The organism is Pseudomonas sp. CFBP2511, assembly GCF_030209255.1.
GTDB classification, from domain to species: domain Bacteria; phylum Pseudomonadota; class Gammaproteobacteria; order Pseudomonadales; family Pseudomonadaceae; genus Aquipseudomonas; species Aquipseudomonas avellanae.
This window is the reverse complement of the sequence record NZ_JARVSI010000023.1, coordinates 91,382-115,006: the sequence shown is the minus strand read 5'-3', so window position 1 is coordinate 115,006 and position 23,625 is coordinate 91,382. Positions and strand designations below refer to the sequence as shown.

The 23,625-nt window shown below is 59.3% G+C and carries 34 protein-coding genes; 15 read left to right on the top strand and 19 right to left on the bottom strand.

Annotation, left to right across the window (positions count from 1 at the left end):
• The 15 genes from QRN38_RS19485 to QRN38_RS19415 are packed head-to-tail and all read right to left on the bottom strand — an operon-like array spanning nt 1 to nt 9,425.
• Entirely contained in the window at nt 1-525 is a 525-nt protein-coding gene (locus QRN38_RS19485; protein ID WP_011169814.1) for a phage tail protein, read from the bottom strand.
• A complete protein-coding gene (locus QRN38_RS19480; RefSeq protein ID WP_046270870.1) occupies nt 522-1,691 on the bottom strand; it encodes a baseplate J/gp47 family protein in 1,170 nt (389 codons plus the stop codon). Before QRN38_RS19480 ends, QRN38_RS19485 begins: the two co-directional genes overlap by 4 nt.
• On the bottom strand, nt 1,688-2,005 hold the full coding sequence (locus QRN38_RS19475) for a DUF2590 family protein (protein WP_003342289.1): 318 nt from the start codon (nt 2,003-2,005) through the stop codon (nt 1,688-1,690). The genes QRN38_RS19480 and QRN38_RS19475 overlap by 4 nt, the downstream gene beginning before the upstream one ends.
• Entirely contained in the window at nt 2,005-4,374 is a 2,370-nt protein-coding gene (locus tag QRN38_RS19470; RefSeq protein ID WP_057419261.1) for a phage tail tape measure protein, read from the bottom strand. Before QRN38_RS19470 ends, QRN38_RS19475 begins: the two co-directional genes overlap by 1 nt.
• A 5-nt stretch (nt 4,375-4,379) precedes the next feature.
• A complete protein-coding gene (locus tag QRN38_RS19465; RefSeq protein ID WP_003342293.1) occupies nt 4,380-4,523 on the bottom strand; it encodes a DUF6890 family protein in 144 nt (47 codons plus the stop codon).
• 20 nt (nt 4,524-4,543) lie between these two features.
• Nucleotides 4,544-4,834, bottom strand: a complete 291-nt coding sequence (locus QRN38_RS19460; protein ID WP_003342295.1) for a putative phage tail assembly chaperone — start codon at nt 4,832-4,834, stop codon at nt 4,544-4,546.
• Nucleotides 4,835-4,867: 33 nt separating this feature from the next.
• The gene (locus tag QRN38_RS19455) at nt 4,868-5,347 is read right to left on the bottom strand and encodes a lysis system i-spanin subunit Rz (RefSeq protein WP_057419260.1); all 480 of its coding nucleotides are present in this window, start codon (nt 5,345-5,347) and stop codon (nt 4,868-4,870) included.
• The gene (locus tag QRN38_RS19450) at nt 5,344-5,871 is read right to left on the bottom strand and encodes a lysozyme (RefSeq protein ID WP_057419259.1); all 528 of its coding nucleotides are present in this window, start codon (nt 5,869-5,871) and stop codon (nt 5,344-5,346) included. Before QRN38_RS19450 ends, QRN38_RS19455 begins: the two co-directional genes overlap by 4 nt.
• Nucleotides 5,868-6,074, bottom strand: a complete 207-nt coding sequence (locus tag QRN38_RS19445; RefSeq protein WP_003342302.1) for a hypothetical protein — start codon at nt 6,072-6,074, stop codon at nt 5,868-5,870. The genes QRN38_RS19450 and QRN38_RS19445 overlap by 4 nt, the downstream gene beginning before the upstream one ends.
• Entirely contained in the window at nt 6,074-6,283 is a 210-nt protein-coding gene (locus QRN38_RS19440; RefSeq protein WP_057419258.1) for a TraR/DksA family transcriptional regulator, read from the bottom strand. The genes QRN38_RS19445 and QRN38_RS19440 overlap by 1 nt, the downstream gene beginning before the upstream one ends.
• A complete protein-coding gene (locus QRN38_RS19435) occupies nt 6,283-6,735 on the bottom strand; it encodes a phage protein (RefSeq protein WP_003342306.1) in 453 nt (150 codons plus the stop codon). The genes QRN38_RS19440 and QRN38_RS19435 overlap by 1 nt, the downstream gene beginning before the upstream one ends.
• Nucleotides 6,736-6,738: 3 nt before the next feature.
• Complete coding sequence (locus QRN38_RS19430) at nt 6,739-7,851, bottom strand: DUF2586 domain-containing protein (RefSeq protein WP_057419257.1); 1,113 nt, start codon at nt 7,849-7,851, stop codon at nt 6,739-6,741.
• Nucleotides 7,852-7,865: 14 nt separating this feature from the next.
• Nucleotides 7,866-8,534 (bottom strand): phage virion morphogenesis family protein, encoded by a 669-nt coding sequence (locus QRN38_RS19425; protein ID WP_057419256.1) that lies wholly within the window; start codon nt 8,532-8,534, stop codon nt 7,866-7,868.
• Nucleotides 8,524-8,967, bottom strand: a complete 444-nt coding sequence (locus QRN38_RS19420; protein WP_044310733.1) for a phage tail protein — start codon at nt 8,965-8,967, stop codon at nt 8,524-8,526. Before QRN38_RS19420 ends, QRN38_RS19425 begins: the two co-directional genes overlap by 11 nt.
• A complete protein-coding gene (locus QRN38_RS19415; RefSeq protein ID WP_003420281.1) occupies nt 8,964-9,425 on the bottom strand; it encodes a head completion/stabilization protein in 462 nt (153 codons plus the stop codon). Before QRN38_RS19415 ends, QRN38_RS19420 begins: the two co-directional genes overlap by 4 nt.
• A 35-nt stretch (nt 9,426-9,460) precedes the next feature.
• On the opposite strand from QRN38_RS19415, the gene QRN38_RS19410 reads away from it, so the two are divergent.
• From QRN38_RS19410 to QRN38_RS19400, 3 genes are all read left to right on the top strand, one after another.
• The gene (locus QRN38_RS19410) at nt 9,461-9,754 is read left to right on the top strand and encodes a hypothetical protein (RefSeq protein WP_032703431.1); all 294 of its coding nucleotides are present in this window, start codon (nt 9,461-9,463) and stop codon (nt 9,752-9,754) included.
• A 101-nt stretch (nt 9,755-9,855) separates the two neighbouring features.
• On the top strand, nt 9,856-10,152 hold the full coding sequence (locus QRN38_RS19405) for a hypothetical protein (RefSeq protein ID WP_057419255.1): 297 nt from the start codon (nt 9,856-9,858) through the stop codon (nt 10,150-10,152).
• 98 nt (nt 10,153-10,250) lie between these two features.
• A complete protein-coding gene (locus tag QRN38_RS19400) occupies nt 10,251-10,550 on the top strand; it encodes a hypothetical protein (protein ID WP_032655897.1) in 300 nt (99 codons plus the stop codon).
• 137 nt (nt 10,551-10,687) lie between these two features.
• Here QRN38_RS19400 and gpM read toward each other — a convergent pair whose 3' ends face one another.
• The 3 genes from gpM to QRN38_RS19385 are packed head-to-tail and all read right to left on the bottom strand — an operon-like array spanning nt 10,688 to nt 13,363.
• On the bottom strand, nt 10,688-11,410 hold the full coding sequence (gene gpM, locus QRN38_RS19395; RefSeq protein WP_032655898.1) for a phage terminase small subunit: 723 nt from the start codon (nt 11,408-11,410) through the stop codon (nt 10,688-10,690).
• The gene (locus tag QRN38_RS19390) at nt 11,407-12,429 is read right to left on the bottom strand and encodes a phage major capsid protein, P2 family (RefSeq protein ID WP_003420283.1); all 1,023 of its coding nucleotides are present in this window, start codon (nt 12,427-12,429) and stop codon (nt 11,407-11,409) included. The genes gpM and QRN38_RS19390 overlap by 4 nt, the downstream gene beginning before the upstream one ends.
• 1 nt (nt 12,430) lies before the next feature.
• Nucleotides 12,431-13,363 carry a GPO family capsid scaffolding protein gene (locus QRN38_RS19385; protein WP_057419254.1) on the bottom strand — a complete coding sequence of 311 codons (933 nt, stop codon included), beginning with the start codon at nt 13,361-13,363 and terminating at the stop codon, nt 12,431-12,433.
• A gap of 161 nt (nt 13,364-13,524) precedes the next feature.
• Here QRN38_RS19385 and QRN38_RS19380 point away from each other — a divergent pair, with 161 nt between their 5' ends.
• The 3 genes from QRN38_RS19380 (at nt 13,525) to QRN38_RS19370 (ending at nt 16,693) form a co-directional block, all read left to right on the top strand.
• The gene (locus QRN38_RS19380; protein ID WP_057419253.1) at nt 13,525-15,579 is read left to right on the top strand and encodes a terminase large subunit domain-containing protein; all 2,055 of its coding nucleotides are present in this window, start codon (nt 13,525-13,527) and stop codon (nt 15,577-15,579) included.
• Nucleotides 15,506-16,357: a phage portal protein gene (locus tag QRN38_RS19375; RefSeq protein WP_057419273.1), complete on the top strand. Its 852-nt coding sequence runs from the start codon at nt 15,506-15,508 to the stop codon at nt 16,355-16,357. The genes QRN38_RS19380 and QRN38_RS19375 overlap by 74 nt, the downstream gene beginning before the upstream one ends.
• Before the next feature lie 75 nt (nt 16,358-16,432).
• Complete coding sequence (locus QRN38_RS19370) at nt 16,433-16,693, top strand: ogr/Delta-like zinc finger family protein (protein ID WP_024662769.1); 261 nt, start codon at nt 16,433-16,435, stop codon at nt 16,691-16,693.
• Between the two features lie 75 nt (nt 16,694-16,768).
• On the opposite strand, the gene QRN38_RS19365 is transcribed toward QRN38_RS19370, so the two are convergent.
• A complete protein-coding gene (locus QRN38_RS19365) occupies nt 16,769-17,179 on the bottom strand; it encodes a helix-turn-helix domain-containing protein (protein WP_057419252.1) in 411 nt (136 codons plus the stop codon).
• 110 nt (nt 17,180-17,289) lie between these two features.
• Between QRN38_RS19365 and QRN38_RS19360 the strand changes: the two genes are divergently transcribed.
• The 9 genes from QRN38_RS19360 to QRN38_RS19320 all read left to right on the top strand — a co-directional run bounded on the left by QRN38_RS19360 (nt 17,290) and on the right by QRN38_RS19320 (nt 23,494).
• Nucleotides 17,290-17,547, top strand: a complete 258-nt coding sequence (locus tag QRN38_RS19360) for a hypothetical protein (protein WP_024662771.1) — start codon at nt 17,290-17,292, stop codon at nt 17,545-17,547.
• A gap of 29 nt (nt 17,548-17,576) precedes the next feature.
• Nucleotides 17,577-18,056: a YmfL family putative regulatory protein gene (locus QRN38_RS19355; RefSeq protein WP_046270884.1), complete on the top strand. Its 480-nt coding sequence runs from the start codon at nt 17,577-17,579 to the stop codon at nt 18,054-18,056.
• Nucleotides 18,053-18,415: a hypothetical protein gene (locus QRN38_RS19350; RefSeq protein ID WP_054993744.1), complete on the top strand. Its 363-nt coding sequence runs from the start codon at nt 18,053-18,055 to the stop codon at nt 18,413-18,415. The genes QRN38_RS19355 and QRN38_RS19350 overlap by 4 nt, the downstream gene beginning before the upstream one ends.
• A gap of 70 nt (nt 18,416-18,485) precedes the next feature.
• Nucleotides 18,486-18,725 carry a hypothetical protein gene (locus tag QRN38_RS19345; RefSeq protein ID WP_004407174.1) on the top strand — a complete coding sequence of 80 codons (240 nt, stop codon included), beginning with the start codon at nt 18,486-18,488 and terminating at the stop codon, nt 18,723-18,725.
• Complete coding sequence (locus tag QRN38_RS19340) at nt 18,722-21,415, top strand: toprim domain-containing protein (RefSeq protein ID WP_057419251.1); 2,694 nt, start codon at nt 18,722-18,724, stop codon at nt 21,413-21,415. The genes QRN38_RS19345 and QRN38_RS19340 overlap by 4 nt, the downstream gene beginning before the upstream one ends.
• Before the next feature lie 24 nt (nt 21,416-21,439).
• Complete coding sequence (locus QRN38_RS19335) at nt 21,440-21,742, top strand: hypothetical protein (protein WP_057419250.1); 303 nt, start codon at nt 21,440-21,442, stop codon at nt 21,740-21,742.
• A gap of 84 nt (nt 21,743-21,826) precedes the next feature.
• Entirely contained in the window at nt 21,827-22,060 is a 234-nt protein-coding gene (locus QRN38_RS19330) for a hypothetical protein (RefSeq protein WP_057419249.1), read from the top strand.
• Nucleotides 22,061-22,136: 76 nt separating this feature from the next.
• A complete protein-coding gene (locus tag QRN38_RS19325; RefSeq protein WP_004407165.1) occupies nt 22,137-22,349 on the top strand; it encodes a hypothetical protein in 213 nt (70 codons plus the stop codon).
• Nucleotides 22,346-23,494, top strand: a complete 1,149-nt coding sequence (locus tag QRN38_RS19320) for a site-specific integrase (RefSeq protein WP_057419248.1) — start codon at nt 22,346-22,348, stop codon at nt 23,492-23,494. The genes QRN38_RS19325 and QRN38_RS19320 overlap by 4 nt, the downstream gene beginning before the upstream one ends.
• Nucleotides 23,495-23,625: the final 131 nt, after the last annotated feature.

The following is a 23,625-nucleotide window of genomic DNA, read 5'->3' as shown; positions in this document are numbered from 1 at the left end:
CTAAAGGCTGGCGACCAGCGTTTGCTGATCGTCATTGAAATCCACCAGGGCAACAGCAAGCCGCACCGGGGTGATGGTTACGAAGTCATACCGGCGACACGTGCGCCCGTACTGACGGATAAGCACGCGCAACAGGTCGGGGTTCTCGGACAGTTGGGAATCGCTCAGAGTGAGCAGCACGACGTCCCAGTCGCGCTCGGGCATACGCTCCTGGATCTCGACGTAGCCGACGCCCAGGCGCTCCAGGATGCGTTTCAAACCGGCAGTGCTGCCGGCGTCCACGGAGTTGATAAAGGCGTACTTGACCCGCAACCTGAACAGGCTTTCCGGTTCGGCGGGAAACCTTGTCACGTCGCGCTGCCAGGCCCACAGCTCCAGAATGGACAGGTGGCAGGTGTCCGCGTCGAACTGCAGATAAGGCCAGCGCAGCCATTCGGTGGCCTGTTCCCACCAGAGCTGGGCGGTGGTGACCAGCTTGGTCAGCTCCAGCCCTTCGAGCCAGAACGGCAGCTTGAGCTTGATCATTGCAGGACCACCGCCAGGGTGCTGATGCGCGGGATGTCCAAGGCCGAGACGATGTCGCTGTTGGCGAACCGCAACGAACTGATGTCCGGAAACTGGATGTGCAGCTCTTCGGTCAGACGGCTGAAACTGAAACGCGACTGGGGGAACGTGCGGGTCGGTGCGTAGTCGCTCTGGGTGCTTTCACGAAAAGCGGCGCGGATGAACAACCCGATCTCGGCCTGCAGCGTCTGCAGCTGCAGCACGGTGAGGTTGGCCACCGGCCAGACGTTGACGCTGATCGCGTGCAGGGTTTCAGGCATGGCCATGGCCAGCAGATCGTCGCCGTGGCCATGGTTACCGCCGTCGCGGATATGCGTGTTGATCTGCTCGAGGAAGGTATCGGCGGGCACGCCGGCGTCGAACAGTACGAAGGCATTGGCGCTGCCTGGTCCACGCGGTGCGCCGTGTTCAAAGTACACGCCGTCAGCGGCAACCCCAGGAAACCCGGTGATGATCGCCCGATACACCGCGTCGGTGTGCCATTGGTTGACCGCCGAAAACTGGTTGCGCACGCGCAGGCGCAACTGGTCGTCATGCTCGGAATCCGCGCCAGGCGTCTGCAGCCAGTCGGTATTGTTCACAACCTGGACAACGCCCGGTACCGACTGAGGCAGCACGGCGTAATAACCAGGTGCCAGATTGTAGCCGCTGCCGGCTCCCACGGCCTTAACCGGTACCACCAGCTGACTCTGGCCCTCTTCAAAGCTGCGCGGTTCGGTGGTCACCAACTGATAGATATGACCATTGAGGGTCGGTGACTGAACGACAGTGCCGATCGGCACTTCCAGCTCGCCACCGGTATTGGCGCGGGTAAAGAGCAGTTCACCAACGGCCACCGTCGCGGCCTTGCGCTCGATGTTCACCGCCCAGGCCAGCATGTCCAGCCAATGCGCACCGGCTGTCTTGACGAAGAAATTCGGCAGCACCGTACCGCTGACGAACTCCAGCAGCCACAGCACCGGCTTGGTGACCAGCGCCGTGATGATCCGCCAGAAAGGGCTGTACGCGCTGGTATTGGTCAGCGTGCTGCCCTGCTCGACGGCCAGCTTTTCCCAGGCCTGTTTGAGCTGCGCCTCAGTGGTTGGAATGCCGGAATCACCCAGCGCCTTTTTGAAGTCGACGGTCATAGGGTGATCTCCACCTGGCCGAACTTCACGGTCGTGGCGGTCACCAGGTACACACCCGGCTGGGTCTGCTCGATCTGCGCAGTACCTGGTACCAGGCGTTCATCATCCTCGACGAGCAGCTCCATCTGCTGAATGCAGTCACGCTGACGCAGCCGGTCGCGCTCGGCCACCAGGGTGATCAGCAGGCCGCTTTCGCGGATCAGGTGCGCGATGTCCTGGGCGATCGAGGCGCGGTCATCCACCAGCAGGGGCTGGCGGGCCGGATCGAGTACCAGGTCGTTGTTCATGATCAACAGATCAACGTATTCACTCATCAGCCGCCCACCGCCATGGCCATCATGTTTTCCAGCTCCAGCGGGGTCATCGGCTTGGAGGTATTGATGTTCAAGGTCTCGACGTGGGTGCCGGGGCGCTGGTTAGGGTTCATGGCGTTGCTCTGGTTCTGGAAGCTTTGCATCAGTCCTCCTTTGGGGACGGCCTGCGGTTTGGTGGGGCTGATCGACGTATTGGCGTTGATCGCCTTGCGGGCTTCGATGCCTTTGTCGGATTTGGCGGGCAGCTCGATGACCTTCTCGACGCGCTCTGGCAGTACCGCTTTGGCCGGCATCGAAAACGCCAGGTCAGCCGACGCCGGCGGCAGCATGATCGGGTCGGCCTGGCTGATCTGCGGAGCAGGCATCTGCAGCGGTTTGAAGGGCAGCACGTTGGGTTGCGGCAGGCTGATAGGCGGTGCAGGTTTCACCTGGACTGCAGGCGCTGGAACCTGCGCACGCGCAGACTGGGCGACGGCAGCCGGCACCAGGGCCAGCGGCTTAGGCGTCTGGGTAGCCGGAGTTTGTGCAGCCGAGGCGACTTTGGCCCCCGGTGTGGTGCCCGCCGGCGGTGTGGTCACCACTGCCGGCAGTTGTGGACCCGGTACAGGTGCGCCCACCTGACCAGGCAGATCGGGCACCTTCGGCGGCTCGGGCAGATCACCAAACGTGGTCTCGATGTTGATACCGGGGATCTTGTTGGCCATCTCGATCAGGCCATTGATTGCGCCCTTGACCGTGGACAGGATGCTGTCCCAGGCAGTTTTGGCGATGCCGGACCAGCCGCCCATCGAGTCGAACCAGCTGGACAGTTTGGCCATCTGATCGCTGATCCACTGGAACGCGGTGGTGTTCATCAGCGCCGTGCACAGATCGTCCCAGTACACGACCGCCGCAACCACGGCAGCGGCCAACAGTACAATGCCGGCCACGATCAGCAGCACCGGGTTGGCCAGCATGGCGGCGTTGACCAACCAGATCGCGCCCTGCCACAGCAACATGCCGACGCGCACGATCGCCATCCAGGTGTACAGACCGATCAGGCCGACGACGAATGCCGCGACCATGACCGTGTGGAACAGGAACATGGCGATCGATTTGAAGCCCTGCCAGGTGAGCAGCTTCCACACGGTGAGCATGCCCAGCCAGACCATTTTGCTGACCCCGACTACCAGGGTCAGCAGCGACATCGCGGCGATGAAGCCAAAGACCACCAGTGTGGTGATACCGATGATGCGGGTGATGTTCGGGAACAGCTGCGTCCAGCGGGTCAAGGTCTTGGCAATGCCCACCAGGCGATCCATCAGTGGGGTCAGCGTCGGAATCAGGGACTGGCCGAAGGCGATGCGCAGCGCTTCGACGGCTTTGCCGAACTGCTGCCATGGGTCGACCATGGCCTTGGCCATCTTCTCGGCGTTCTCCAGGCCCCGGACCTTGCCCAGTTCGGCAATGCCGTTGCGCAGGCGATCGGTATCCTTGGCCAGCGCGCCGATCACCTGGGCACCTTCACCGCCGAACACTTCCATCAGCTTGGTGCCGGCAGCCGCGCTGGTCAGGTCGCCGTACTTGCCCTGCAGCTTGTCCATGATCTGCAGCATGGGCAGTGCGTTGCCTGCCGCATCGGTGAACGTAAGACCGGTTTTCTTGGCTGCGGCCTCCAGATTCTCGAAAAACGCTTTATAGCGCCCGCCGGCGTCGCCGCCTTCCATGGTGCTGGACAGCGTACCGACCACCGCCATCTGTTCGGCAAAGCTGACACCGGCCTGGGTGGCGATCGCTCCGACTTCCTTAAAGGCGTCTTTCAACTGGGCACCATCGGTGCGGAACAGCTTCACCGCCAGCGCGGTCTGGCCGGTCAGTTGCTGGGCCCACTCCACCCGGCCCATCTTGTCTGCCTGGGACTTGAACAGGTTGTACATGGTGCCCAGGTACGCGCCGGTGGTTTCGGCGTCAGACTTGGTGACCTTGGCCAGCAGGTTGCTGGCACTGGTGATGGTGGCCAACTGGCCGCCGACCAGGCCCTTGATCGCTCCATCGATGACGCGTGATGACGTCACGAACTCGGCGGCGCTGGTGGCGTAGGTGATCGAGAATTCGAGTGCAGTCCGGTTCAGCGACGCCAGCGCGTCTTCGGTGGTGCCCAAGGCGCGCATGTCGCCTAGCGCCCGGTTCACTTCCAGCGCCGGTTCCAGTGATTCGGTGATGGCCTTGCCCGCCCCCACCATGCCGGCCAGGCCCGCGCCCATCTGAATGATGTTCTGCTGGCTCTTGGCGGCAAGGTCACTAAAGCTGGTTTTCACCTTGCCCAACGGGGCACTGACCTTGTCGGTCAGTTTCAGGATGAAAGCCAGGCGGGCGGAACGGTCAGCCATCAGGGTTATCCGTTAAAGGCAGTGGAAATGCCGTTGGCGACGGCAATTTCCATGCGTCTCCAGTGTTCGTCTTCAAGCCACTTGGCAGTGCCCATGCTTTCAATGGTGGGCTCAGCGCCAGGCAGCCAGCGTTGGGTCAGGGCCAGCAACTGGCCCAGCCCGTCCTGGGTCAGGCCTTCGGCATGTTCGAGGGCTTTTTTACGATCACTTCAACGTCCGGCGAATACTCTTCAAGCAACGCGCCGGCCAGGGTCATGGTGGTGATCGGGTTTTCCAGCAGCGCTTTGAGTGCCGCCTTGTCTTCGTCCTTGACGGTGCCCATCAGCAGGTTGTGGGCAGGGGCGACCTTGTTGGCCTGGGTCGTGGCATTGAAGTACTTGGTGATCACCTGCGGTGTCAGGTTGAACGTGAATTCCTTGTCGCCACGTTCCAGGGTGATGCTGCGGTTTACTTCGCTCATGTCGGTGTTTCCGTAAGGTTGAGTTGTAAAGGGTCAGGGTTGTGCCGGCGTGCGTTGCACGACCTGGCGGATGTAGTCCTGCAGGCCGAGGATCATTTGCCGGCTTAGGGCAAGCTCGTCTCTGAGGGTGAAATAATCCGGTCTAGCGTCTGCTGCGAGTTCGGCGCTGCCTGCATCAGCCAGGCCGGCGGCGCTGGCGGTACCGGGCATTGCGGGGCAGAAAGCTTTGATGCGCAGCCGGTAACTGCCATCAGCAACAGCAAGCTGCAGAGTGTTGATTTGAGCGCGGGCACGGTTCAGTTCCTCGGTGTGATGGGTATCGAGCTGGTCCCGCGCTGCCAGCTGATCGCGGACCAGGCGCGTCGCTTCTCGCTCGGTGTGCAGATCTGCAGTGGCGTCGACCAGCTCAGCGCGGGCAACGACGAGCTGGTTGCCCTGGTACTCGAAAGCGCACCAGGTCAGCAGACCGACCACCAGCAAAAACAGGGCAAGACGCAGCGGGCTGATGGTCATTGCAGGCACAGCCTCATTTCTGCGAGCCGGCGGTTGTGCAGGCCACGAACGAAAGTCTTACGGCCATCGGCACCGGTCACATAGGCCCACACCGGCGTCATACCGTCGGAAGCCCAGGCCAGCGCTTTGCAGCCCTCGGCAATGCGGCCCGCATTGATCAGGCCAACCGCACGGCTTGCGCACGTCGTCGGCATGCCCAAGTTGTGGCCATGGCTGCTCAAGGCGTCGAACGTGTTCTGCCCGATCGCCTGGTTGGTCAGGCAGTCGGCCAGGCTCAACTGCCCCTTGGCGATGACCAGGCCTTCCACCTCGGCGCAGCGCGCATCCGACCAATATTCACCGACCACCACTGGATCCGGGCTGGTGTGCCTGGTGATGCCCTTGCAGACCGTGGGCAAACCACTGGCCAGCTTGTCGGCGTACACCACGTTCTGGCCGTTGCCTTCCCAGGTGCCCAGGAAGGCGGTCAACGTGGCGCTGCAGAGCAGCAGCACGCCGGCGGTGATCTTGACCCGCAGGCTCATGGCTTGACCCTCCAGTCCCGCAGCATCTGGCGGTACTTGGGGATCAGCAGCAGGATCTGCAGCACCATGTAAAACGCAGTCAGCATGTAGGCCACGGCGGACCAGTCAACGGCACCGGTCGCACCGGTGGCGGCGACGCCGATCGCGGGCGACGCCTTCACCAACGCAATGGCGGTGTCCTGAGCAGCTTGATTGGTGCTCATCAGCGAAGTCCTTTTTCGGTCAGGGTTTGGCAAGGCACGCAACGGGTCATGCCGCCTAATGCCTGGAGCGCCGGTGGGATCTCCTTGTCGCAGTCCTGGCAATGAGTGAGGCTCGGCCCGCTCGCTCGCGGCTTGGCCAACTGGGCCGCAATGGCCTGGTCGCGTTGTCGCTGCTCCAGAGCCTGCGCACGATCGAACGGGCAGACCATTACGTCAGGCCCTCGATCTCAGCAGCAGCCAGGTAGGGCACGCCGTTGATCTTGATGAAGTCCGGACTGGTGACGTCGAACGGCACCTTGTGGGTGTTCTTCGCGCCGCCTTTGGGATCGATGCTCAGCAGGCTGGACACGCGAACCTTGCAGCCGAACGCCTCGATGCGCAGTTCCTCTTCGCCGGCCTTGGCGAAGAACACGATGTCGAACGGCTCCAGCTCGCGGAAACTGCCGGCAGTCTTGGCCTGCTCGATGAGCAGATTGAAGTTGGTGGTGTCCAGCTCCAGTTCGCCGGCTGCAGCGACATCGCCGTCGACGTGACCATTGGGCACGCCCTTGGTCTGGGCCACGGTGCTGTTGTCCGTGATGTCGATGGTGCCGGCCTCGACGTGAACGAGCAGATCGCCCAAGTTCACATCGAAGTTCTTACCGCCAATTTTTGCGGCCATGGTTTACTCCGAATCCGTAACGGAAAGGTCCAGCGCGATGTTCGCGGTCAGGTCTTTCGGGCAGTTGAGGGGGCGCAGCTTGAGGTAGGCCACGACAGAGGTTTTGCTCCTCCAGGTCAGCACGATGTCGCCGTCCTTGGGCTGCTCGATCTCGCCTGGAAACACCTGGCCGGCGAATTTGGTGGACTTGGCCATCGCGCGCAGCGGGGCCATCAGCTTGGACGTGGTGGTCGCCATGCTGTTGGCCGAGCTGTTCAGGGTCCGGTCGCCCACGTAGCGGATCAGCAGAGCGCGCACGCGGCGGGCTGCCTTGTCGACGACGCGCAGGTTCTCGATCACCTGAAAGTCACTGCCAGGGGTGTCCAGCATGTTGCCGTCGCCCCAGTAGGTGCCCGGATAGTCCGGGTACGTCTGGGGCACAGAAAGACGCGCTGCGTCGAGCTGCAAAAGCACCGCGGAGGTCAGCGGGGTACCATCCATGTCTTTGGGCTCAGCGCCCAGGCCCAAGACCGCGCCGGTGGCAACCCGCATCGGCGTGTCGGCAATACTCACGGCGGCATTGGCCAGCCGACCGGCCAGCACGCCCAGGTTGTTGCCGTGCAGTTGCGGTACCGGCAGAACGCGAGGCGCAGCCAGGCCGTCGACAATGGTTTTCTGCTCGACAACGTAAGCGCTCCAGCTCAGTTGCGGAGCGATGCCGGCAGTGGCCGCCAGCACGAAGACACGGCGGCCCAGCTTGTTGCTCAGGTCATTGGCAGCAACGTGCATCGCCGACAGCTCGGCCTGAATGGTAACCGGGTTGACGATCACCACCGCCTCGAAGGAATAACTGCGGGTCGCGCTCTCAAGCGCCTGTTGCCAGGTGGTTTCGCCTGCGATCGGAGCGGCGATGCAGGCCCAGCGATCGCCGCCATTGCTGCGTGCTGCCAGGATCTGGGTTTTCAGGTCGCTGTCCGCAACGCCCAGCTGGACGTCCAGATCACTTTGGGTGTCCAACGGGACCAGCTTGCCGACGTTCTTGGCGGCGGGACCGATGAACAGGAAATAGCGTTCGATCTCGCTCACGGCACCCTGGCCGAGGTTGAGATTGTTAACGCTGACTTTGCCGAGTGCCATAAAGCGGTGCCTCGTTAGCGGGGTGAATTAAGGATTTGTTGCAGCACCAGGTGCACCAGTTGGCTGGTTTCGCTGTCGCTGGCACCGAGGAACTGACGCGCAGGCAGCTGGATGTTCCAGCTTTGCGCACCGGTGGATTCGGCTCGTTCGTCGTCCAGGACGCGGATCAGCAATCCCGCCCGGGCGTAGTTCAGGTGTTGCTGGATCCACGCCACAGATGGGCGGGTCAGGGTCTTTTTGCCTTCCTGACGGGTCTTGAAACCCAGACGGCGCAGGCTCTTGGCCTGTTTTTCGGTAGCGGCGGTGCCCGGCGGAACGTTGTTCCACTGGCGCATCTGCGCGGCGGTGCGCCGTTCGGACACGCCGTTGTGCTGCTGCGAGGCAACCCAACGGGTCAGCGTGTTACGCCAGCCCAGCTCCGCTTCGGTACCGGTCAGGCGGGTGACATCGAGCAGCTTGCCCAGGCCGGCTTCCATCTTCTTCTTGCCCTTGGACGTGTCCTTGCGGGCAGCGAACGGGGTTCCATTCAGGTTCTGCTGGTTGCGGATCCGCTGGCGGCTCAGACTGCGCACGCGCTTGGCAACGTTGTTCAACAGACGTCTGCGCTTGGGCGTCGGAAGCTCCATCAAGGCCAGCAGGTCCTGGGCTTCGAGCATGCCGCGAATGTCCAGATCAAAGGCCATGACCGGTCACCTCGCCGCTCTCAGCCACCCACAATTCGAACGGTACGAACGACCAGGTACTGCCAAAGGCCTCGATCTCGCCGGCAGGATCCTCGGCCAGGTACTGCGCCTCGGTGAACTGCAGCTTGATGTCGACGTCGGCCAGGTCGTTGTCGAGCATGACCACATCGAACACCACGTTCGGCAGACCGTCGCGGTCCTGGTCGTGGGTTTCCAGCCAGCTGCCTACCAGGGCAAACAGGCGCGCCGGGTGATCCGCGAACCGCTCGATCGAGATGGTCGCGCCGTAATGCATGTCACCCATGTGCATGCCTTGGGTGTCAGGTTTCCAGACCAGCTCGACCTGCACCTGGTCGGTCCAGCTGTCGAGCTGCTCAGGGGCGACCAATTGGCGCTCGAGCAGGTAGGCGGTCAACGCCTTGAGCTTGATCACAGCAGCGCCGCCGTGATGCGGCCACGGCCCTGCAGCGACCGCACAGCAGCCTGGCTGAAAGCGAGGAAGGTTTCGGAGCGCTCTGGCAGTTCCTTGCCCACGTTTTCGGCGCTTTCGCGGCGATTGACCGTGGCGAACTGAGTCAGCAGGCTGGCTTTGGCGCGGCTGTAGACGGCGCGCTTATAGGTCGCGGCTTGAAAGGTGCGCTCTGGCAGGATGGTGGTGTCTGCGGATTCAACGTTGGACACGCCAACGCCCTGCCAGCGCGCTTTTAACTTGGCCAGATCGGTATTGACCTCGACCATGGCCATGTTCAGATCGGCGGCCAGCATCTCTACCAGGTATTCCGCTGGCAGGCGGTAACCTTTCTGAAACTCGGAGACTGCAAGATCAGGCCAGAAACCGTCGTTTCTGACGAATTGTTCAACAAAGGTGGTGGGTTTCCCGGAAAAGCTCATACACTCCCCCTCCATGCGATAGAGGACTGCGAGTCATGAACGATGACGAAGAAAGGATTGAATCGCTGAGTGCGCGGCTTAAAGAGCGCCAAATGGCTGAAAAATTTAAGATTCATGATGTCAAAAATAAGCTTGAGCAAGCACAAGCCATCACGCTCCGACTGCTCGATGGGGAGCACCGCGAAACTGAAAACGTCGAAGACATACTTGCAATCGCTGACACTTGCGCCACTGTGTTGGCAGATTGCGTTCAGGTTTTGGGAATCGGCGACCTGGAGATCACCGCAACATTCCCTGATGCAAGGGTGCCAACAAGTAAACTTTCGTAATAATCTGCTATCAGCCTTAAGGCACCGTTCGTCTGCTGACCATGAAGGTTTGCCAGAAAAGTTCATACACTTTTCCCGCCTGTAATGGAGGACTGCGGACCATGAGTGATGGGAAAGGAAAGTTTGTATCTCTGAAAATGCGCCTCAAAGAGCGCCTTACGTCGGCAAGGCGTAAGCAACAGATCCTTGATAGACGGATCGAGGAAGCACATGCAATGGCGATGATGTGCCTGCGCACGCAGAATGTTCATCCTGATGCAGTCAAGGAGGCATTGAGGCTTACTGACCGGTACGTCAGCACTCTGAATGAATGCGTCCAGGTCCTTGGAGGCAGTCAGGTAGAAATTACTGCGACGTTCCCGGACGGGAAAGTCACAATAAATAAGCTCTTGCAGTGATGCGCTAAAGAGCTTATATCGCCACTGGCTCAGAAACTCCTGAGCTTTGCCGGAAAACCTCATATACTTTTCCTGCAAGCAACGGAGGAGGACGGCAAATGGACGATATAGGAAAAAAGATTATCTACCTGGAAGAAAAGCTTAGAGAGCGTGAACTGGCCATAAAACGCCAGCAATACCTCAAAGAGAAAAAGCTTAGGCAGGCACACACGCTTGCACTTATTAGCCTTGAAACAAACGGCGATCTTCATCCGGATGTCGTCTTGGCAGCGTTGAAAATCGCTGACAGGTACATGAGCACACTGAGAGGATGCGTCCAGGTTCTTGGGGGCAGTGATCTGCGGACGACCGCAACTTTCCCCGAGGGGGAAGTTGATATCGATAACCTTTCGCAGTGACCCGATGAACATAGCAACCTCTTAAAGCTGCGCCATGCGCAAGGCTTTTTGCATTAGGGGCGGGAAAACTGTTTCAGTGGGTCAGGGCCATAAATGGTTGGCTCACATCCACAGTTTCTCGCCGGGGGGGTAGTCGGTTATTCGGTGCCGTTGCCGGCGTTTTCTTTGGCTTGCGCCTTGGCCAGCGCCTTGCGGCAGTCAGAAAGGCGTGTCCCTACGCCGATGCTTTCGTAAAGCTGTTCGGCCCGTTCGAAGTGGTGAATTGCTACAGGCCAGTCCTTGCGGTGCAGCGCGATCATTCCCAGCAACTTGTGGTAACGAGCCGGGATCCGCTCGAACAGCTGCCATTCGCCGTCGACACGGGGCAGCAGGTTGGAAACGTAGGGCTCAGGGCTGCGCCTGGCCTTGAATTCCGCCTCGGCCCAGTCGATCACCTCGTCTGCAACGAAGGTCGGAATGTCGCGGTTGAAGCGCTCAGGCAGCGCCTGGCCCTGGGATATTGCGAAGTCGGCCAGCTCCAGGCCCTGGGTGAACTGCTCGGTGTCGAACAGCCAGATCAGGACATATACCAGCACCGAGTTCTGGAAATTCAATTCCGAATCGCGGTACCGCTGTACGTAATCCAGGTACTTGGGCAGCAGCTCGTCACGCTTGAGCATCTGGCGCTGCTCGCGGCTATTGATCGCGCTGATGCGCTCCAGATCACCGGCCAAGGCGTCTTCCATCAGCTTCAAATGCTTGCGTGCATTGGCAGGACTGGACAGCGCGGTGTCAGCCGAATAAGCCATCTGGGCACCGGCGATCGCAGCCGCTGGGCCTTCTGCGATCAAGCGGCGTTTGTGCGCCAGTGCCAGGCTCATGCTTTCACCAATTCGATGTTTTCAGTCATGGCGAACTTTTCCAGCTGCTCGATCACATAGCCTTCGTTACGGCTGTTGTAATCCTCGACGCGGGAGCGCTTCGGGTTATCGATGGTTTGCTTGCGCCAGCTGGAATCCTGGAAGTAGATCGACAAGTTGTCGAAGCTGGTGACCACCACGGCGTTGACCGGAAAGAACGGCACGCTGAAGCTCGGCAGACCGCCATAGGTCGCGATGACCTGAGCGTCTTCGATGCGTTCTTTCTCGGTTGGCAGATCGCCTTGTTTGGCGTACAGCTTGGCTTTGTCAGCCGCCAGCAGGTCACTGCCGATGATTGCGATCAGGTCGCCGCCATCACGAACGCGCTCGTCGACCATCTGCTTGGTGTCATGCACCAGGGCGTCGAGGTTGGCATAGTCACCACCTTCGCCCAGCGTCACCTTTCCAGCGACTTTGCCTTCCTTGAGAACCTGCTCCGGGATCTGTTCGCGAGCGATCTGCAACCAGCCCTTGTTCACGTCCTGCAGCATCGGGAATTCAGTGAGGTTGGTCTGCGGCGCGGCTTTGAGACCGTGGAAACCGATCATCAGACGGTCGAGTGCGATCTGCTTCTGCACCGCGGCGGAGTAGCGCTGCTGGAAGTCCGGGAACTTGGCCCAGGCGTCGATCTTGGCGTAAGGCAGGCTGACGTCGGACTCGGTGGAAAACAGCTCGTAGGTGCTGTCATCGAGCGCCGATGCGTCCTTGGCTTCGCGATCGGTAGTCTTGGTGTTCGTGCGACCGGTCACAGGACCCGACACACCGAGGAACACCTTTTGACCCTTGATCTCGGTCACGCCGATGACGTTGATGCGCTGCAGGAAATCGGACTTGTGGGTGATCGCCTCGTTGAGTTCCTGGGCAATCGAGGGCTCGACGCTGAACGTCTTGCTGGCCAGCTCGACGCCATAGGATTCAGCCAGGGCGACCTGTAGGGCCGCGAACATTTTCGCGCCGTATGCGCTCAGTGACTGGGCCATGTCAGAGTACCCGCTTTGGTTTAGGGTCAGCGGCACCGGTGGTGCGTGACAGGTGACGGCCTTCCGGCTTATCCAGCAAGGCGCTGAACCGGGCGTCCAATTTGGCCAAACCAGCGAGAACGGCAGCGTTGGCAGAGACTTCTCGGCTCAGCTGCTTTTCGCCCTCTGCTGTGGCGACAATGTCATCGACTGCCGTCTGTACGTCGTCGATCGGGGCCTGATCAGGTGCCGGCGGGGCTTCTGCGAAACTGTCAATCAGCGATTGAATGCCGGCGGCGACGATCAGTTGCTGTTCGATTAAGGCCTGCAGCGCTTTGGCTGTAGCTTCATCCATTGGGGGTTTGCTCTCGGTAGGGGGTTGCGGGGTGGTTTCGGCTGGCACCTCTTCAATGCCAAAGCGCTTGAACAGGCCGGTGAACAGGCTGAATAGCTTGGCCACCTCGCCCTGCGGTTCCTCTTCACCGATCGTCCCCAACGGGACGGCCGCCGCGTAATGCACGCGTTTGCCGGGATTGCCGGGATTGCGGGAGAAGTAGAGTTCCTGAGTGCCCAAGCTCGCCGGCTCGTCGGTGACGGCCAGGCCGGTCAGGTACGCCCTGCCGGTGCCAGCGAAGTCGGGCATGATCTCGATGCTGGTGAAGAGCTTTTCGCCTTGGTCGTTGAGCCACAACAGCTTTTGGTTGGGCTTCAACTGCGCTTCCAGCGCGACTTGGCCGGGGGCCAGCCCCCCGACGTCCTCGATCAGGCGCACGGCGAACACGGTGCCGTAGGAGCCTGGCCAGCGGTCATGTTCGGACCAGATGGTGGCCGTGTAAGTAGTAGTGCTGTACGTCTCGGCGATGTCGCGCAGTTCCTGGGGCGTAATGACGCGACCATCGACGGTAGGACCGCTGGTGGCGACGCGTTTCCAGAAGCTGACAAGGGAACGGGGCATGGGAAGAACTGCGCTCATCGGTAAGTTGAGGCCCCAAGATAGGGAGCCGCAACGCCTCCAACAAACGGTTTACTTTCGCGTTTCTCCGATATTCGATTTATAGGAGAAACGCGAAATTTAACTGCACGTTTTCCGCGTTTTCGCCGCATAGACTGCGGCCCATGTACTACTCAACCGAAGTCAAAGAAGCCGCCAAACGCCTGTTTCTGCGCCGTCACAAGGCCAAGGAAATTCAGGCGCAGTTGAACCTGCCCAACATCCGGATCGTGTACCACTGGATCCGCGTTGGTGGCTGGGAAGACATGATGACGGATGAAGAACCGCTGACCGCCGTCAGCCGGCGTATCACCTTGCTTTTGGAGAAAGCCGACTCTCTGACCAACGGCGAGCTGGACGAATTGGACCGGTTGACGACTGTTCGCGAACGCCTGGTTAAGCAGTGTGTAAAGCCGGTGGTTGCGCCGGTCCGTGATGACCAGGACGACGATGGCCATCGCCGCGATGATCAACGCGGTGAGCGTCGGGAGCGTGGCAAGCGAGACGGCAAGAAGCGGGAAAAGAAGGTCAAGAACGACGTCAGCGAGCTGCGCGAAGTGGACTTTCTCGACAAGTTCATCAGCAAAATGTACGGCTACCAGAAAGAGCTGTTCGCCGCGAAACAGAACCCGCTGACCGCCAGGATCCGGAACATCCTCAAAAGCCGCCAGGTGGGCCTGACCTACTACTTCGCCGGCGAAGCCTTCATGGACGCGGTGCTGACCGGCGATAACCAAGTGTTCCTGTCGGCCAGCCGCGCCCAGTCCGAGATTTTCCGCAGCTACATCATCGCCTTTGCCCAGGCGTGGTTTGGCCTGGAGCTGACCGGCAACCCGATCGTGCTCAGCAAGGACGGCAAGCCCTGGGCCGAGCTGCGCTTTCTCAGCACCAACAGCAGCACTGCGCAGGGTCACCATGGCCATGTGTACGTTGACGAATATTTCTGGATACGCGACTTCGAAAAACTGAACACCGTGGCCAGCGCCATGGCGACCCATAAAAAGTGGCGCAAAACCTATTTCTCCACGCCCAGCGCCGTGTCGCACCAGGCCTATCCGTTTTGGCAAGGCGAGAAGTTCCGCAACAGCAAGCGCAAGAACGCCAAGGAGCCATGGCCGAGCGATAAGCAGATCTCTGCCGGCGCGCTGTGTCCGGACGGTCAGTGGCGCAAGGTGATCACCATCCTGGACGCCATCGCCGGCGGCTGCGATCTGTTCGACCTCGAGCAGCTGCAGCTGGAGTACGACGACGACAAGTTCCAGCAGCTGTTCATGTGCAAATTCATCGACAGCAGCCAGAGCGCGTTTTCCCTGGCAGATCTGGAACGCTGCTATTCGGACTTGTCTTTGTGGGCAGACTTCGACCCGGACGATCCGCGCCCGTATGGCAACAGCCCGGTCTGGATCGGTTACGACCCGAGCCGGACACGCGACGACGCGACGTGCGTGGTCATCGCACCGCCACTGGAGAACGGCGGCAAGTTCCGGATCCTGGAGAAGCACAGCTGGCGTGGTCAGTCGTTCAAGTACCAGGCCGAGCAGGTCAAGAAGCTGACCGAGCGCTTCAACGTACAGCACATCGGGATCGACACGACCGGCATCGGCTACGGCGTCTTCGACCTGGTGCGCGACTTCTACCCGCGTGCGACCTCGATCCACTACAGCCTGGAAACCAAGAACCTATTGGTGCTCAAGGCGCAGGACACCATCCAGGGCAGCCGCATCGAGTGGGACGCCGGCTGGAACGATATCGCCCAGGCCTTCCTGACAATCAAGCGCGGCACAACCGCCAGCGGCCAGGTGACCTACAGCGCGTCGCGAACCGACGCGACCGGTCACGCGGACGTGGCATGGGCGGTCATGCACGCCCTGCAGTACGAACCCCTCAACACGGACAAAAGGCGGCGCAGTCGCTACGCACTCACTGGATCAACTTCCCATGGCAAAACCCAAAACCCTGCAGCAGGAAAAACCGGCGCAACGGCCCATGCGTGCATTCACATTCGGTGCGCCGGAATCCGTGCTGACCGACAACATCGCGCAGTACCTGGGCGTGTTCGCCAGCGACGACGGTCGTATCTTCACGCCGCCAGTCTCACGCAGGGGGCTGGCCAAGCTGCTCAAGGCCAACGCACACCACGGCGCGATACCAGGGTTCAAACGCAATCTGCTGCTGCGTGAGTTCATCCCTTCAGCCGGCCTGTCAGTGGCCGATATGAGTCGGGCTGCGCTGGACTTCATGGTGTTTGGCGAAGCGTACTTCTACCGGGTGCCTAACCTGCTGGGCCAGATTCTGGAGCTGCGACATCTGCCTGCCATCAACATGCGGGTGAAGGTCGACGGTGGGTTCGTCCAGTTGGAACAGAACGGTAAGGAAACCGAGTTTGACGCCGACGAGATCGAGCACGTCCTCAACTACGACGTAGAGCAGAACATTTATGGCGTGCCTGAGTACCTGGGCGGCCTGCAGGCGCTGCTGCTCAACGAAGCCGCGACGCTGTTTCGCCGGCGCTACTACAGCAACGGCGCGCACGCGGGATACATCTTCTACACCAACGACCCGAACCTGACCGAAGAGGACGAAGACGAGCTACGTGCCCAGATCACGGCCAGCAAAGGCGTGGGCAACTTCCGATCGATGTTCGTCAACATTCCGGGCGGTTCCGAGAAGGCCATTCAGATCATCCCGGTGGGTGACTTCCAGGCCAAGGACGAACTGGAGAAGGTCAAGAACATCACGCGCAACGACGTGATCGCGGCCTGGCGCATGAACCCTGCGCTGGCCGGAATCATCCCGGAGAACAGTGGCGGATTCGGTGACATCGAGAAGATCGATCGCGTTTACACCAGCAACGAGATCAGGCCGATCTGTCAGCTGTTTGACCAGGCTAATGCGACTTTGCGAGAGGACAGGCGGTTCGCCTGGAAACCGCTGCCGGACACATCTGTAACGGCTTGATATGACCGAAAGCACAGATAATGCCATGACGGATATGGCAAAATAGTAGCCATAGGCTGGCCCTGGGGAGGGAACATGCGGATTTATTGCACAACATGCGGGCACAAGGGACGGATCAGCTCACGGGAGGAAGTGACGAGGGCGTATGTGAAGTTGTACTGCCAATGCTTGGACGCCAGTTGCGGCCATACATGGGTGGCCAACCTGACGTTTTCGCACACACTCCGGCCGTCCGGGCAGCAGCTGGACGTGATGCTTTTTGATCGGTTACGGGATCTGACACCTGACAAACAGAGAGAGCTGTTTGAGCAGTTGGGACGGAAGGCAGTCGCGTGAATCATCAAAAATGAGTTCACCAATCACCTGCTCGACCGGTAGGGACAAGATGATTAACAAAGGCACACTAGAGTTTCAAGCGTGTTTTTTAACGTCGGCGAGGGCAGTAGTCAACTCCTCCAAACGCTGCTCGATATCCCTCATGCGTTTCTTTTCCTCAGCAGCGCTTTGTATATCTCGCTGGTCCGATTCCCTCAGCGATCGATACAAAGCCAGTATCGCCTTCTCTTGAGGGCTGGTCGTTTGATCGTTGTTGCTATCCGTATGCGGGCCGCCACGCAGCATTGGTCCCTCGCCGGTTAGCAGCCAATCGATAGAAATGCCCAAATGGGAACCTAGCGCTATTAGTGCTTCAGGCCTGGGCTCTCGGATACCTCCAACCCAGTTCTGCAGCGAGCTGTAGGACAAGCTACAAACCTTAGCAGCCTCTTTAAGTGATAACTCGCGGGCCTCGATAGCCAACCTGATCCTATCGTTGATTCCCATACGGGATTTTTCCCCTTGACATACGCCCAATTGAGAACATAACCTGCGCCCAGTTGAGAACATCTTAACCAAATAGGAACACCCGAACCATCCACCTCTGAGATTCCAGAATGGAAAAGCGACAGATACAGGCTCGATTGATCGAACACGGAAGTAACTTCCGGCAGTTCGCATTGAGTCACGGCTACGGTGCTCGAACGGTCACGCAAGCAGTTCAGCGATGGGCCGGACACGACTCGCTACCTCAAGGGCGACTTACGTTCTGCATTTTGCGCGACTTATCGAAATTCATCGGGGAGGAGGTACTGCCGGGAATTCTCGCTGAAAGCATCGAATGCCCGCCGAAAGATAGCGCAAACGCACAGTAATCATATGGACCAGCAGGGAAAAGCAGAACATGAAAAGTCCAGTTCTAAAGACACGCCGTGAAGTAGTCAGCGCGATCATATGCAGTTATCCAGGCGGACGTGAATGCGCTGCAGCTCGGATCGGTCTTGCTTTGAAAAAGTTTGATAACCACGCCTACGAGAACAACAACAGTCGTCCGCTAAATGATGCTCAGTTGTTCCAGTTGGAGCAGGAAGCCGGAACCCAGCATCTACCCAACTATGTGGCCTCGATGTACGGCGGCCTGTTCGTTCCGGTGGCTGATCCTGATTCGCTGGACAACGTCGAGATGTATGCCCTTTCCATTCAAGCGGCGGCAAAGCGTGGATGTGTCGACCTGGAGATCTCCAAGGCACTTGCAGACGGTTGCATCAATGAGGCCGAGGCAGAACACATCCTCAACGCACACAACCTGCACATGGCTGCACGTCATGCGGAAGTGTTAGCAGCTATCGATCTGTACCGCGCTAAATCAGGGACTGAAAAATGAATAACGTACCAGCTGATATGGATTATCAAGAGACCATCCGCGCTGCAGCTCAGGCATTTATCGAGCGCCATCAGGGCGAGCATTTGGGCGATCTAGGCCAACTGCTCAGTCGAACGACCGATCACCTGGTCGAAAGCTTTGAGGTCAAAGAGTCTTTTGCGAACCATCTGGTGCACCAGGCCTACAGCAACGTTCTGGCAGTCATCGGTCGCCAGCGTATAGACCTTCAGGCAAGCGCAGAAATGACAGTAGTGATCAGTGATCCCATTCGAGGACTCGCTTGGTCTGTACCTGTTCATCTGATCTATGAACACCTGATCGCTGCCGGCCACGGCAAACCCGTCCCCCCCGCCACTTAAACACCCCCAAACATTGCCTGCCCCACTCCAGTGGGTATGGGTGAGCTGCGCCTAAATTCGAGGTTTAACGATGGCCAACGCCGTGATCGTCACCGCTCAATTGCCCCAGGCAGAGGCTCAAGCACTGCTTGAAGCACTGCGTGAACAGTATCGCCTGAGGCTCAATGAATACTGGTACGACGACCAATACCGCTTTGTAGCGGACGGCCAACGCCATGGCGCAATTCTCGCCCACGTCCCTGTTATGGCAGCGCAAAAACGCCTTATGGCAGCCCTGAGCCAAAGCCTCAAAGCAGTGAAGCATTCATGAGAGACGATTTACGCCACGACGTTCTGCAGCGCATTCAGTCCGACTACGGATTGAAGCTCCGCAAATCAACCAACTATATGCGCGGCGGCACCTGCCCAAAGTGCAACAAAAAGGAGCTATACACACGCTTTGACAGCCCGTGGCAGTTGATTTGCGGCCGGCAGGAGAAGTGTGGTCACACGCTGCACGTCAAAGAGATTTACGACGACCTGTTTGAGGATTGGAGCAAGCGCGCACCCGCGACCGATAACGCCCCTACCGCAACAGCTCGCGCCTACATGGAATTTGCCCGCAGCTTCGACATGTCGCTGATTACCGGCTGGTTCACTCAAGACACTTTCTTCTCGTCACAACATGATGCCGGCAGCGCCACAGTGCGTTTCGCACTAGAAAAAGGTGGCTACTGGGAGCGGTTGATTGACCGCCCTGCCCGGTTCGGGAAAATGAAGGCGCGCTTCAAGCCAGGCGAAAGCTACAAAGGCGTGTGGTGGTGCCCACCGTGTGTCGAGCTGCTCGAGGTCAAAGAGCTGTGGATTGTCGAGGGGATCTTTGATGCCATCGCGCTGGTGCATCACGGCGTAGCAGCAGTATCCGCTATGTCGTCCAACGCATTTCCTGACGAGTCGTTGAAGCGCCTCGCCAAAGACCGTGAAGGCAAATTACCGAAGCTGGTGTGGGCATTGGACAACGAGCCAGGCGCACACGCATATACCAAGCGCTGGGTCCGCCAGGCGCGGGAACTGGGCTTTGTCTGCGAGGCGGCCCAGATCCCCCAGCGTGACGGTCGCAAGGTCGACTGGAACGATCTGCATCAGCGTTGGTGGGCTATAGACGAGGATGACAAACGGACCGAGCAGACCCAGAAGGACCTGACTGTTGCCAGGCACCACGGCGCCCTCTTGATCGCCGACAACGTAACGGAAAAGGCGTTGGTGCTTTTCGACTGGAAACACCGTAGTGAATTCCACCTTGAGTTCGGTAACCGCCTCTACTGGTTCAAGCTCGACCTGGAGAAATTCAACCGGGCCATGCAAGACCTCGAGGACAGCGAGCATCAGGACGATCAGTTACTGAACGACAAGCAGCGCCGGGCCAAGGCCATGCAGCAGTGCGGCGCGATTCAGCGCATTGCCACTTGCAACCCCAAGGCCCTGTACTACCAGGAGAACAAGCTTACCGACGAGTCCTGGTATTACTTCCGGATTACGTTTGCCCACGACGCCGAGCCGATCAAGAACACCTTTACCAGCTCGCAGATCGCCTCGTCCGCCGAGTTCAAGAAACGACTGCTCGGAATCGCGCCCGGTGGGATGTTCACCGGCACCACTCAGCAACTGGACGCGTTCATTGAAGAGCAGACAAACGCGCTCAAGACCGTGCAGACAATCGACTTCACCGGCTACACCCGCGAACACGGTGCCTACGTTTACGGCGACGTGGCAGTGCGCGACGGCAAGGTTTACAAACTGAACGAGGAAGACTTTTTCGACATGGAGAAACTGAGCATTAAAACGCTTAGTCAGTCCGTCACGCTGAACATCAACACCGATCTGAGCAAGTTCACAACGCGCTGGCTCGACATTCTGTGGCAGTGCTTTGGGGCCAAAGGAATCGTCGTTCTGGCGTACTGGCTTGGAGCATTGTTCGCGGAGCAGATCCGGCAACACCAGAAGAGCTATCTGTTTCTTGAGGTAGTCGGCGAAGCCGGTGCGGGTAAGTCCACGCTGATCGAGTTTCTGTGGAAGCTGCTCGGTCGCCTCGACTACGAAGGCTTTGACCCATCCAAGGGCACACCGGTCGCCCGCGCCCGTAACTTCGCCCAGGTCGGCAACCTACCGGTCGTGCTGATCGAATCCGAACGGGAAAAGACAGATGGCAGCGCGACTAAGCAGTACGACTGGGACGAGCTGAAAACCGCTTACAACGGCCGTAGCGTCCGGTCGACCGGGGTCAAGAACAACGGCAACGACACGCGGGAACCGCCGTTCCGCGGTGCTTTTGTGTTCGCCCAAAACCATGCTGTGAACGCCTCTGAGCCCATCCTGCAGCGGATAGCCCACGTCGGCATGACAAAGGACGGCCAGACAGCCAAAACCAAACTGCTGGTGGAAGAGCTCGAGCAGATGCCAGTCGACAAGGTGAGTGGCTTTCTGTTGATGGCAACAACCCGGGAAGCGCAAGTGATGCAGACGGTGAAAGCGAGTGTGCCGCTCTATGAACAGCGGCTGCTGCAGTTGCCCGAGATCCGCACGGTGCGTATTGCCAAGAACCACGCCCAGTTGCATGCGCTGGTCGACGCCCTGGTGCATGTCGTGCCGCTGCAGCAGCACCAGGTTGACGCTGCCCATGCCGAGGTTCAAAGCATGGCCAAAGAGCGACAACTGGCAATCAACGCTGATCACCCGATGGTCGTTGAGTTCTGGGAGCTTTACGAGTACCTGAACAGCCACGCTGGTGCGTTGAACCACTCTCGTAATGAGGGGCTGATTGCGGTGAACCTGAACGACTTTGCCGAAGCTGCGGCGAACAAGCGGCAGAAGCTCCCGGATCTGGCCGAACTCAAACGTCACCTAAAAACTAGCAAGTGCCCGAAGTTCATCGAGACAAACCGCAACGTGTGTTCGTCCTGGGATATCGACGCCGCCGATAAGCCGAAAACCGTGCGGTGCTGGATTTTTCAGGCCGCTTGATCACTACCACAAGGAGGAACGCATATGCACATTCAAGTCATCACGGGCGAAGGTTGGCAAGGTGCTACGAAGCAGCTCAAGCATTTGAAAGAACTGCACGAATGGATCGGCGAAGCAAACCAGCTGGTACATGCCGAGGCATACAGCGCTGCTGGCCTGGTAGAGATTCTGGAAGTTCGGAGCGCCACAAAGCAGGAGCTTTTAGTACTGGAATGCAGCCGGGATCAGATCCAGGCGGTGCTGGAATGGCAATCAGAGACGGAAGATCTGGTCGATCTGGAAGACTTGGTGATTCACCTGGTGCGCAGGGCAGGACCGCAGCCATAAGAAACTGACGGCAATGATGTCAGCAAAAGAACGGTACTGAGGAGTTGCAGCTCCCCAGTACCAACCACTACTAGGAGTACGGTGATGAAGACGGAACACCCAAGCAGCAGCGATCCAAAGGCTAGCACACCATCCCAAAGCCTGCTGACTATCGCCCTGATCGGCGCAGCATTGATCAGTTACCAGGTGCACAAGACTCCGCACGCTCGCGGGCGACTTGAAAGCCTGGCCACACAGGCCACGACCCAAGGTGACCTGAGCGCCAACGACATGCGCGTTCTGGCCAGCATTCTCGACATCCCCTCCCCCAGTAATTGAGCCGTCAGGTTCTGGCTTTGAGCATCAGGGCGGGACGTTACACTGCCCTGATTGCTGCTTGAGATAGAGAGCAATCATGAACTCCCAAACAAGCAACGTTCTCACTTTTGAGGACCTGCAGCGCATCACCGGCTACCAACGCCGCTCCGACGTCGAACGCTCGCTGATCACTCAGGGGATCCGCATGTTCCGGGGGCGCACTGGTCCGTGGACGACGTTGGACCTCATCCACCATGCTGCGGGCATAGAGCCTGTAACCTCAGAGAGTTATGGCACCGATATTCTATGAGGAAAGCGCGTAGGCGGAAGCACACTCCGCACATCCCCCCGCACATCGACCAGGCCGCTCTTCCAGCGGCCATCTATTTTGATCATCGCAACGCCGGCGTCTGGTACACGCTGCATTACGACGAGACAGGCAAGCAGCGCCGGCGCAATGTGGCACCTGCTGACGTGAGCCTGGCCGAGTTGCACCAGATCATGGAGCAAACCTCGGGCGTCGATAAAGGCACATTGCGTTACGTCTGCACGCAGTTTCACTTGAGCGATCGTTACAAGAAACTCAGCCTCAAGACTCACAGCGATTACTGCTATTCGCGGGACGTCCTGCTGAGTATCCCCACCAAGCTGGGCAAGCCGTTGGGGGATCTACTGGTGAAGAAATTCACGGCGGCGTTGATCCAGCGGATTGTCGATCGTCTGGCCGACGAAGGCACGCCGTCCAAAGCGGCACATGTCCTACGCTACCTGCGTCGGGTGCTGCAGTGGGGCCGCAACCGGGGGTACCTCGACAGCAATCCGGCGCAGGGTATTGAAGCGCCTGTGGAGCGCAAGCGCCGGCGTTTGCCGGAACACCTGGCAATGGAAGCGCTGGTCGACCGTGCATTGGCGTTCGGGCGCTTGGCCAGGAACGAGAAAGGCGGCTGTCCGGAGTATCTGAGCTATGTAATGGAGATCGGTTACCTCTGTCGCTTGCGGGGCATTGAGACCATCACGCTGACAGATGCCCATGAACTAACTGAAGGGATTATGACCAACCGGCGCAAGGGCAGCCGGGACAACATTGTCCGCTGGACGCCACGTCTGCGCGCCGCGTGGGAGGGAGCGAAGGCATACCGGGCCAAGGTGTGGGCCAGCAAACCGACGGTCGTTCCGATTCGTCCCGACCGGCGTTACATCATCGTGGCAAGTCACGGTGGGGCTTTACGCAAATCCAGTTTGGATACGGCCTGGCAACGATTCATCACCTCGGCCATCGAGGACGGCACCATAACGGTCGAGCAGCGGTTTGGCCTGCATGACCTTAAGCGGCGGGGGATTACCGACACAGCCGGCAACCGCGCGGACAAACAGGAGGCCAGCGGTCACCGGGACGGGGCCATGATGGATGTCTACGATCTCAGCCTGCCACTTGTTAATGCCTCACGGACGTAAATCTAATGGATACGTAACAGAGGGATTTTCTCACACGCCTGCTTCGCATCGAGCGAGAGTGATCAGCAGCTGACGCATATGTGGAGACAGAGCAAGATGGAATGTCGAGAGAAATAGCGCCCACCCATATG

What these genes read in the sequence shown, in the direction of transcription:
- QRN38_RS19485 (WP_011169814.1), bottom strand. Translation starts at nt 525, where the DNA reads ATGATCAAGCTCAAGCTGCCGTTCTGGCTCGAAGGGCTGGAGCTGACC.
- QRN38_RS19480 (WP_046270870.1), bottom strand. Translation starts at nt 1,691, where the DNA reads ATGACCGTCGACTTCAAAAAGGCGCTGGGTGATTCCGGCATTCCAACC.
- QRN38_RS19475 (WP_003342289.1), bottom strand. Translation starts at nt 2,005, where the DNA reads ATGAGTGAATACGTTGATCTGTTGATCATGAACAACGACCTGGTACTC.
- QRN38_RS19470 (WP_057419261.1), bottom strand. Translation starts at nt 4,374, where the DNA reads ATGGCTGACCGTTCCGCCCGCCTGGCTTTCATCCTGAAACTGACCGAC.
- QRN38_RS19460 (WP_003342295.1), bottom strand. Translation starts at nt 4,834, where the DNA reads ATGAGCGAAGTAAACCGCAGCATCACCCTGGAACGTGGCGACAAGGAA.
- QRN38_RS19455 (WP_057419260.1), bottom strand. Translation starts at nt 5,347, where the DNA reads ATGACCATCAGCCCGCTGCGTCTTGCCCTGTTTTTGCTGGTGGTCGGT.
- QRN38_RS19450 (WP_057419259.1), bottom strand. Translation starts at nt 5,871, where the DNA reads ATGAGCCTGCGGGTCAAGATCACCGCCGGCGTGCTGCTGCTCTGCAGC.
- QRN38_RS19445 (WP_003342302.1), bottom strand. Translation starts at nt 6,074, where the DNA reads ATGAGCACCAATCAAGCTGCTCAGGACACCGCCATTGCGTTGGTGAAG.
- QRN38_RS19440 (WP_057419258.1), bottom strand. Translation starts at nt 6,283, where the DNA reads ATGGTCTGCCCGTTCGATCGTGCGCAGGCTCTGGAGCAGCGACAACGC.
- QRN38_RS19435 (WP_003342306.1), bottom strand. Translation starts at nt 6,735, where the DNA reads ATGGCCGCAAAAATTGGCGGTAAGAACTTCGATGTGAACTTGGGCGAT.
- QRN38_RS19430 (WP_057419257.1), bottom strand. Translation starts at nt 7,851, where the DNA reads ATGGCACTCGGCAAAGTCAGCGTTAACAATCTCAACCTCGGCCAGGGT.
- QRN38_RS19425 (WP_057419256.1), bottom strand. Translation starts at nt 8,534, where the DNA reads ATGGCCTTTGATCTGGACATTCGCGGCATGCTCGAAGCCCAGGACCTG.
- QRN38_RS19415 (WP_003420281.1), bottom strand. Translation starts at nt 9,425, where the DNA reads ATGAGCTTTTCCGGGAAACCCACCACCTTTGTTGAACAATTCGTCAGA.
- QRN38_RS19410 (WP_032703431.1), top strand. Translation starts at nt 9,461, where the DNA reads ATGAACGATGACGAAGAAAGGATTGAATCGCTGAGTGCGCGGCTTAAA.
- QRN38_RS19405 (WP_057419255.1), top strand. Translation starts at nt 9,856, where the DNA reads ATGAGTGATGGGAAAGGAAAGTTTGTATCTCTGAAAATGCGCCTCAAA.
- QRN38_RS19400 (WP_032655897.1), top strand. Translation starts at nt 10,251, where the DNA reads ATGGACGATATAGGAAAAAAGATTATCTACCTGGAAGAAAAGCTTAGA.
- gpM (WP_032655898.1), bottom strand. Translation starts at nt 11,410, where the DNA reads ATGAGCCTGGCACTGGCGCACAAACGCCGCTTGATCGCAGAAGGCCCA.
- QRN38_RS19390 (WP_003420283.1), bottom strand. Translation starts at nt 12,429, where the DNA reads ATGGCCCAGTCACTGAGCGCATACGGCGCGAAAATGTTCGCGGCCCTA.
- QRN38_RS19385 (WP_057419254.1), bottom strand. Translation starts at nt 13,363, where the DNA reads ATGCCCCGTTCCCTTGTCAGCTTCTGGAAACGCGTCGCCACCAGCGGT.
- QRN38_RS19380 (WP_057419253.1), top strand. Translation starts at nt 13,525, where the DNA reads ATGTACTACTCAACCGAAGTCAAAGAAGCCGCCAAACGCCTGTTTCTG.
- QRN38_RS19370 (WP_024662769.1), top strand. Translation starts at nt 16,433, where the DNA reads ATGCGGATTTATTGCACAACATGCGGGCACAAGGGACGGATCAGCTCA.
- QRN38_RS19365 (WP_057419252.1), bottom strand. Translation starts at nt 17,179, where the DNA reads ATGGGAATCAACGATAGGATCAGGTTGGCTATCGAGGCCCGCGAGTTA.
- QRN38_RS19360 (WP_024662771.1), top strand. Translation starts at nt 17,290, where the DNA reads ATGGAAAAGCGACAGATACAGGCTCGATTGATCGAACACGGAAGTAAC.
- QRN38_RS19355 (WP_046270884.1), top strand. Translation starts at nt 17,577, where the DNA reads ATGAAAAGTCCAGTTCTAAAGACACGCCGTGAAGTAGTCAGCGCGATC.
- QRN38_RS19350 (WP_054993744.1), top strand. Translation starts at nt 18,053, where the DNA reads ATGAATAACGTACCAGCTGATATGGATTATCAAGAGACCATCCGCGCT.
- QRN38_RS19345 (WP_004407174.1), top strand. Translation starts at nt 18,486, where the DNA reads ATGGCCAACGCCGTGATCGTCACCGCTCAATTGCCCCAGGCAGAGGCT.
- QRN38_RS19340 (WP_057419251.1), top strand. Translation starts at nt 18,722, where the DNA reads ATGAGAGACGATTTACGCCACGACGTTCTGCAGCGCATTCAGTCCGAC.
- QRN38_RS19335 (WP_057419250.1), top strand. Translation starts at nt 21,440, where the DNA reads ATGCACATTCAAGTCATCACGGGCGAAGGTTGGCAAGGTGCTACGAAG.
- QRN38_RS19330 (WP_057419249.1), top strand. Translation starts at nt 21,827, where the DNA reads ATGAAGACGGAACACCCAAGCAGCAGCGATCCAAAGGCTAGCACACCA.
- QRN38_RS19325 (WP_004407165.1), top strand. Translation starts at nt 22,137, where the DNA reads ATGAACTCCCAAACAAGCAACGTTCTCACTTTTGAGGACCTGCAGCGC.
- QRN38_RS19320 (WP_057419248.1), top strand. Translation starts at nt 22,346, where the DNA reads ATGAGGAAAGCGCGTAGGCGGAAGCACACTCCGCACATCCCCCCGCAC.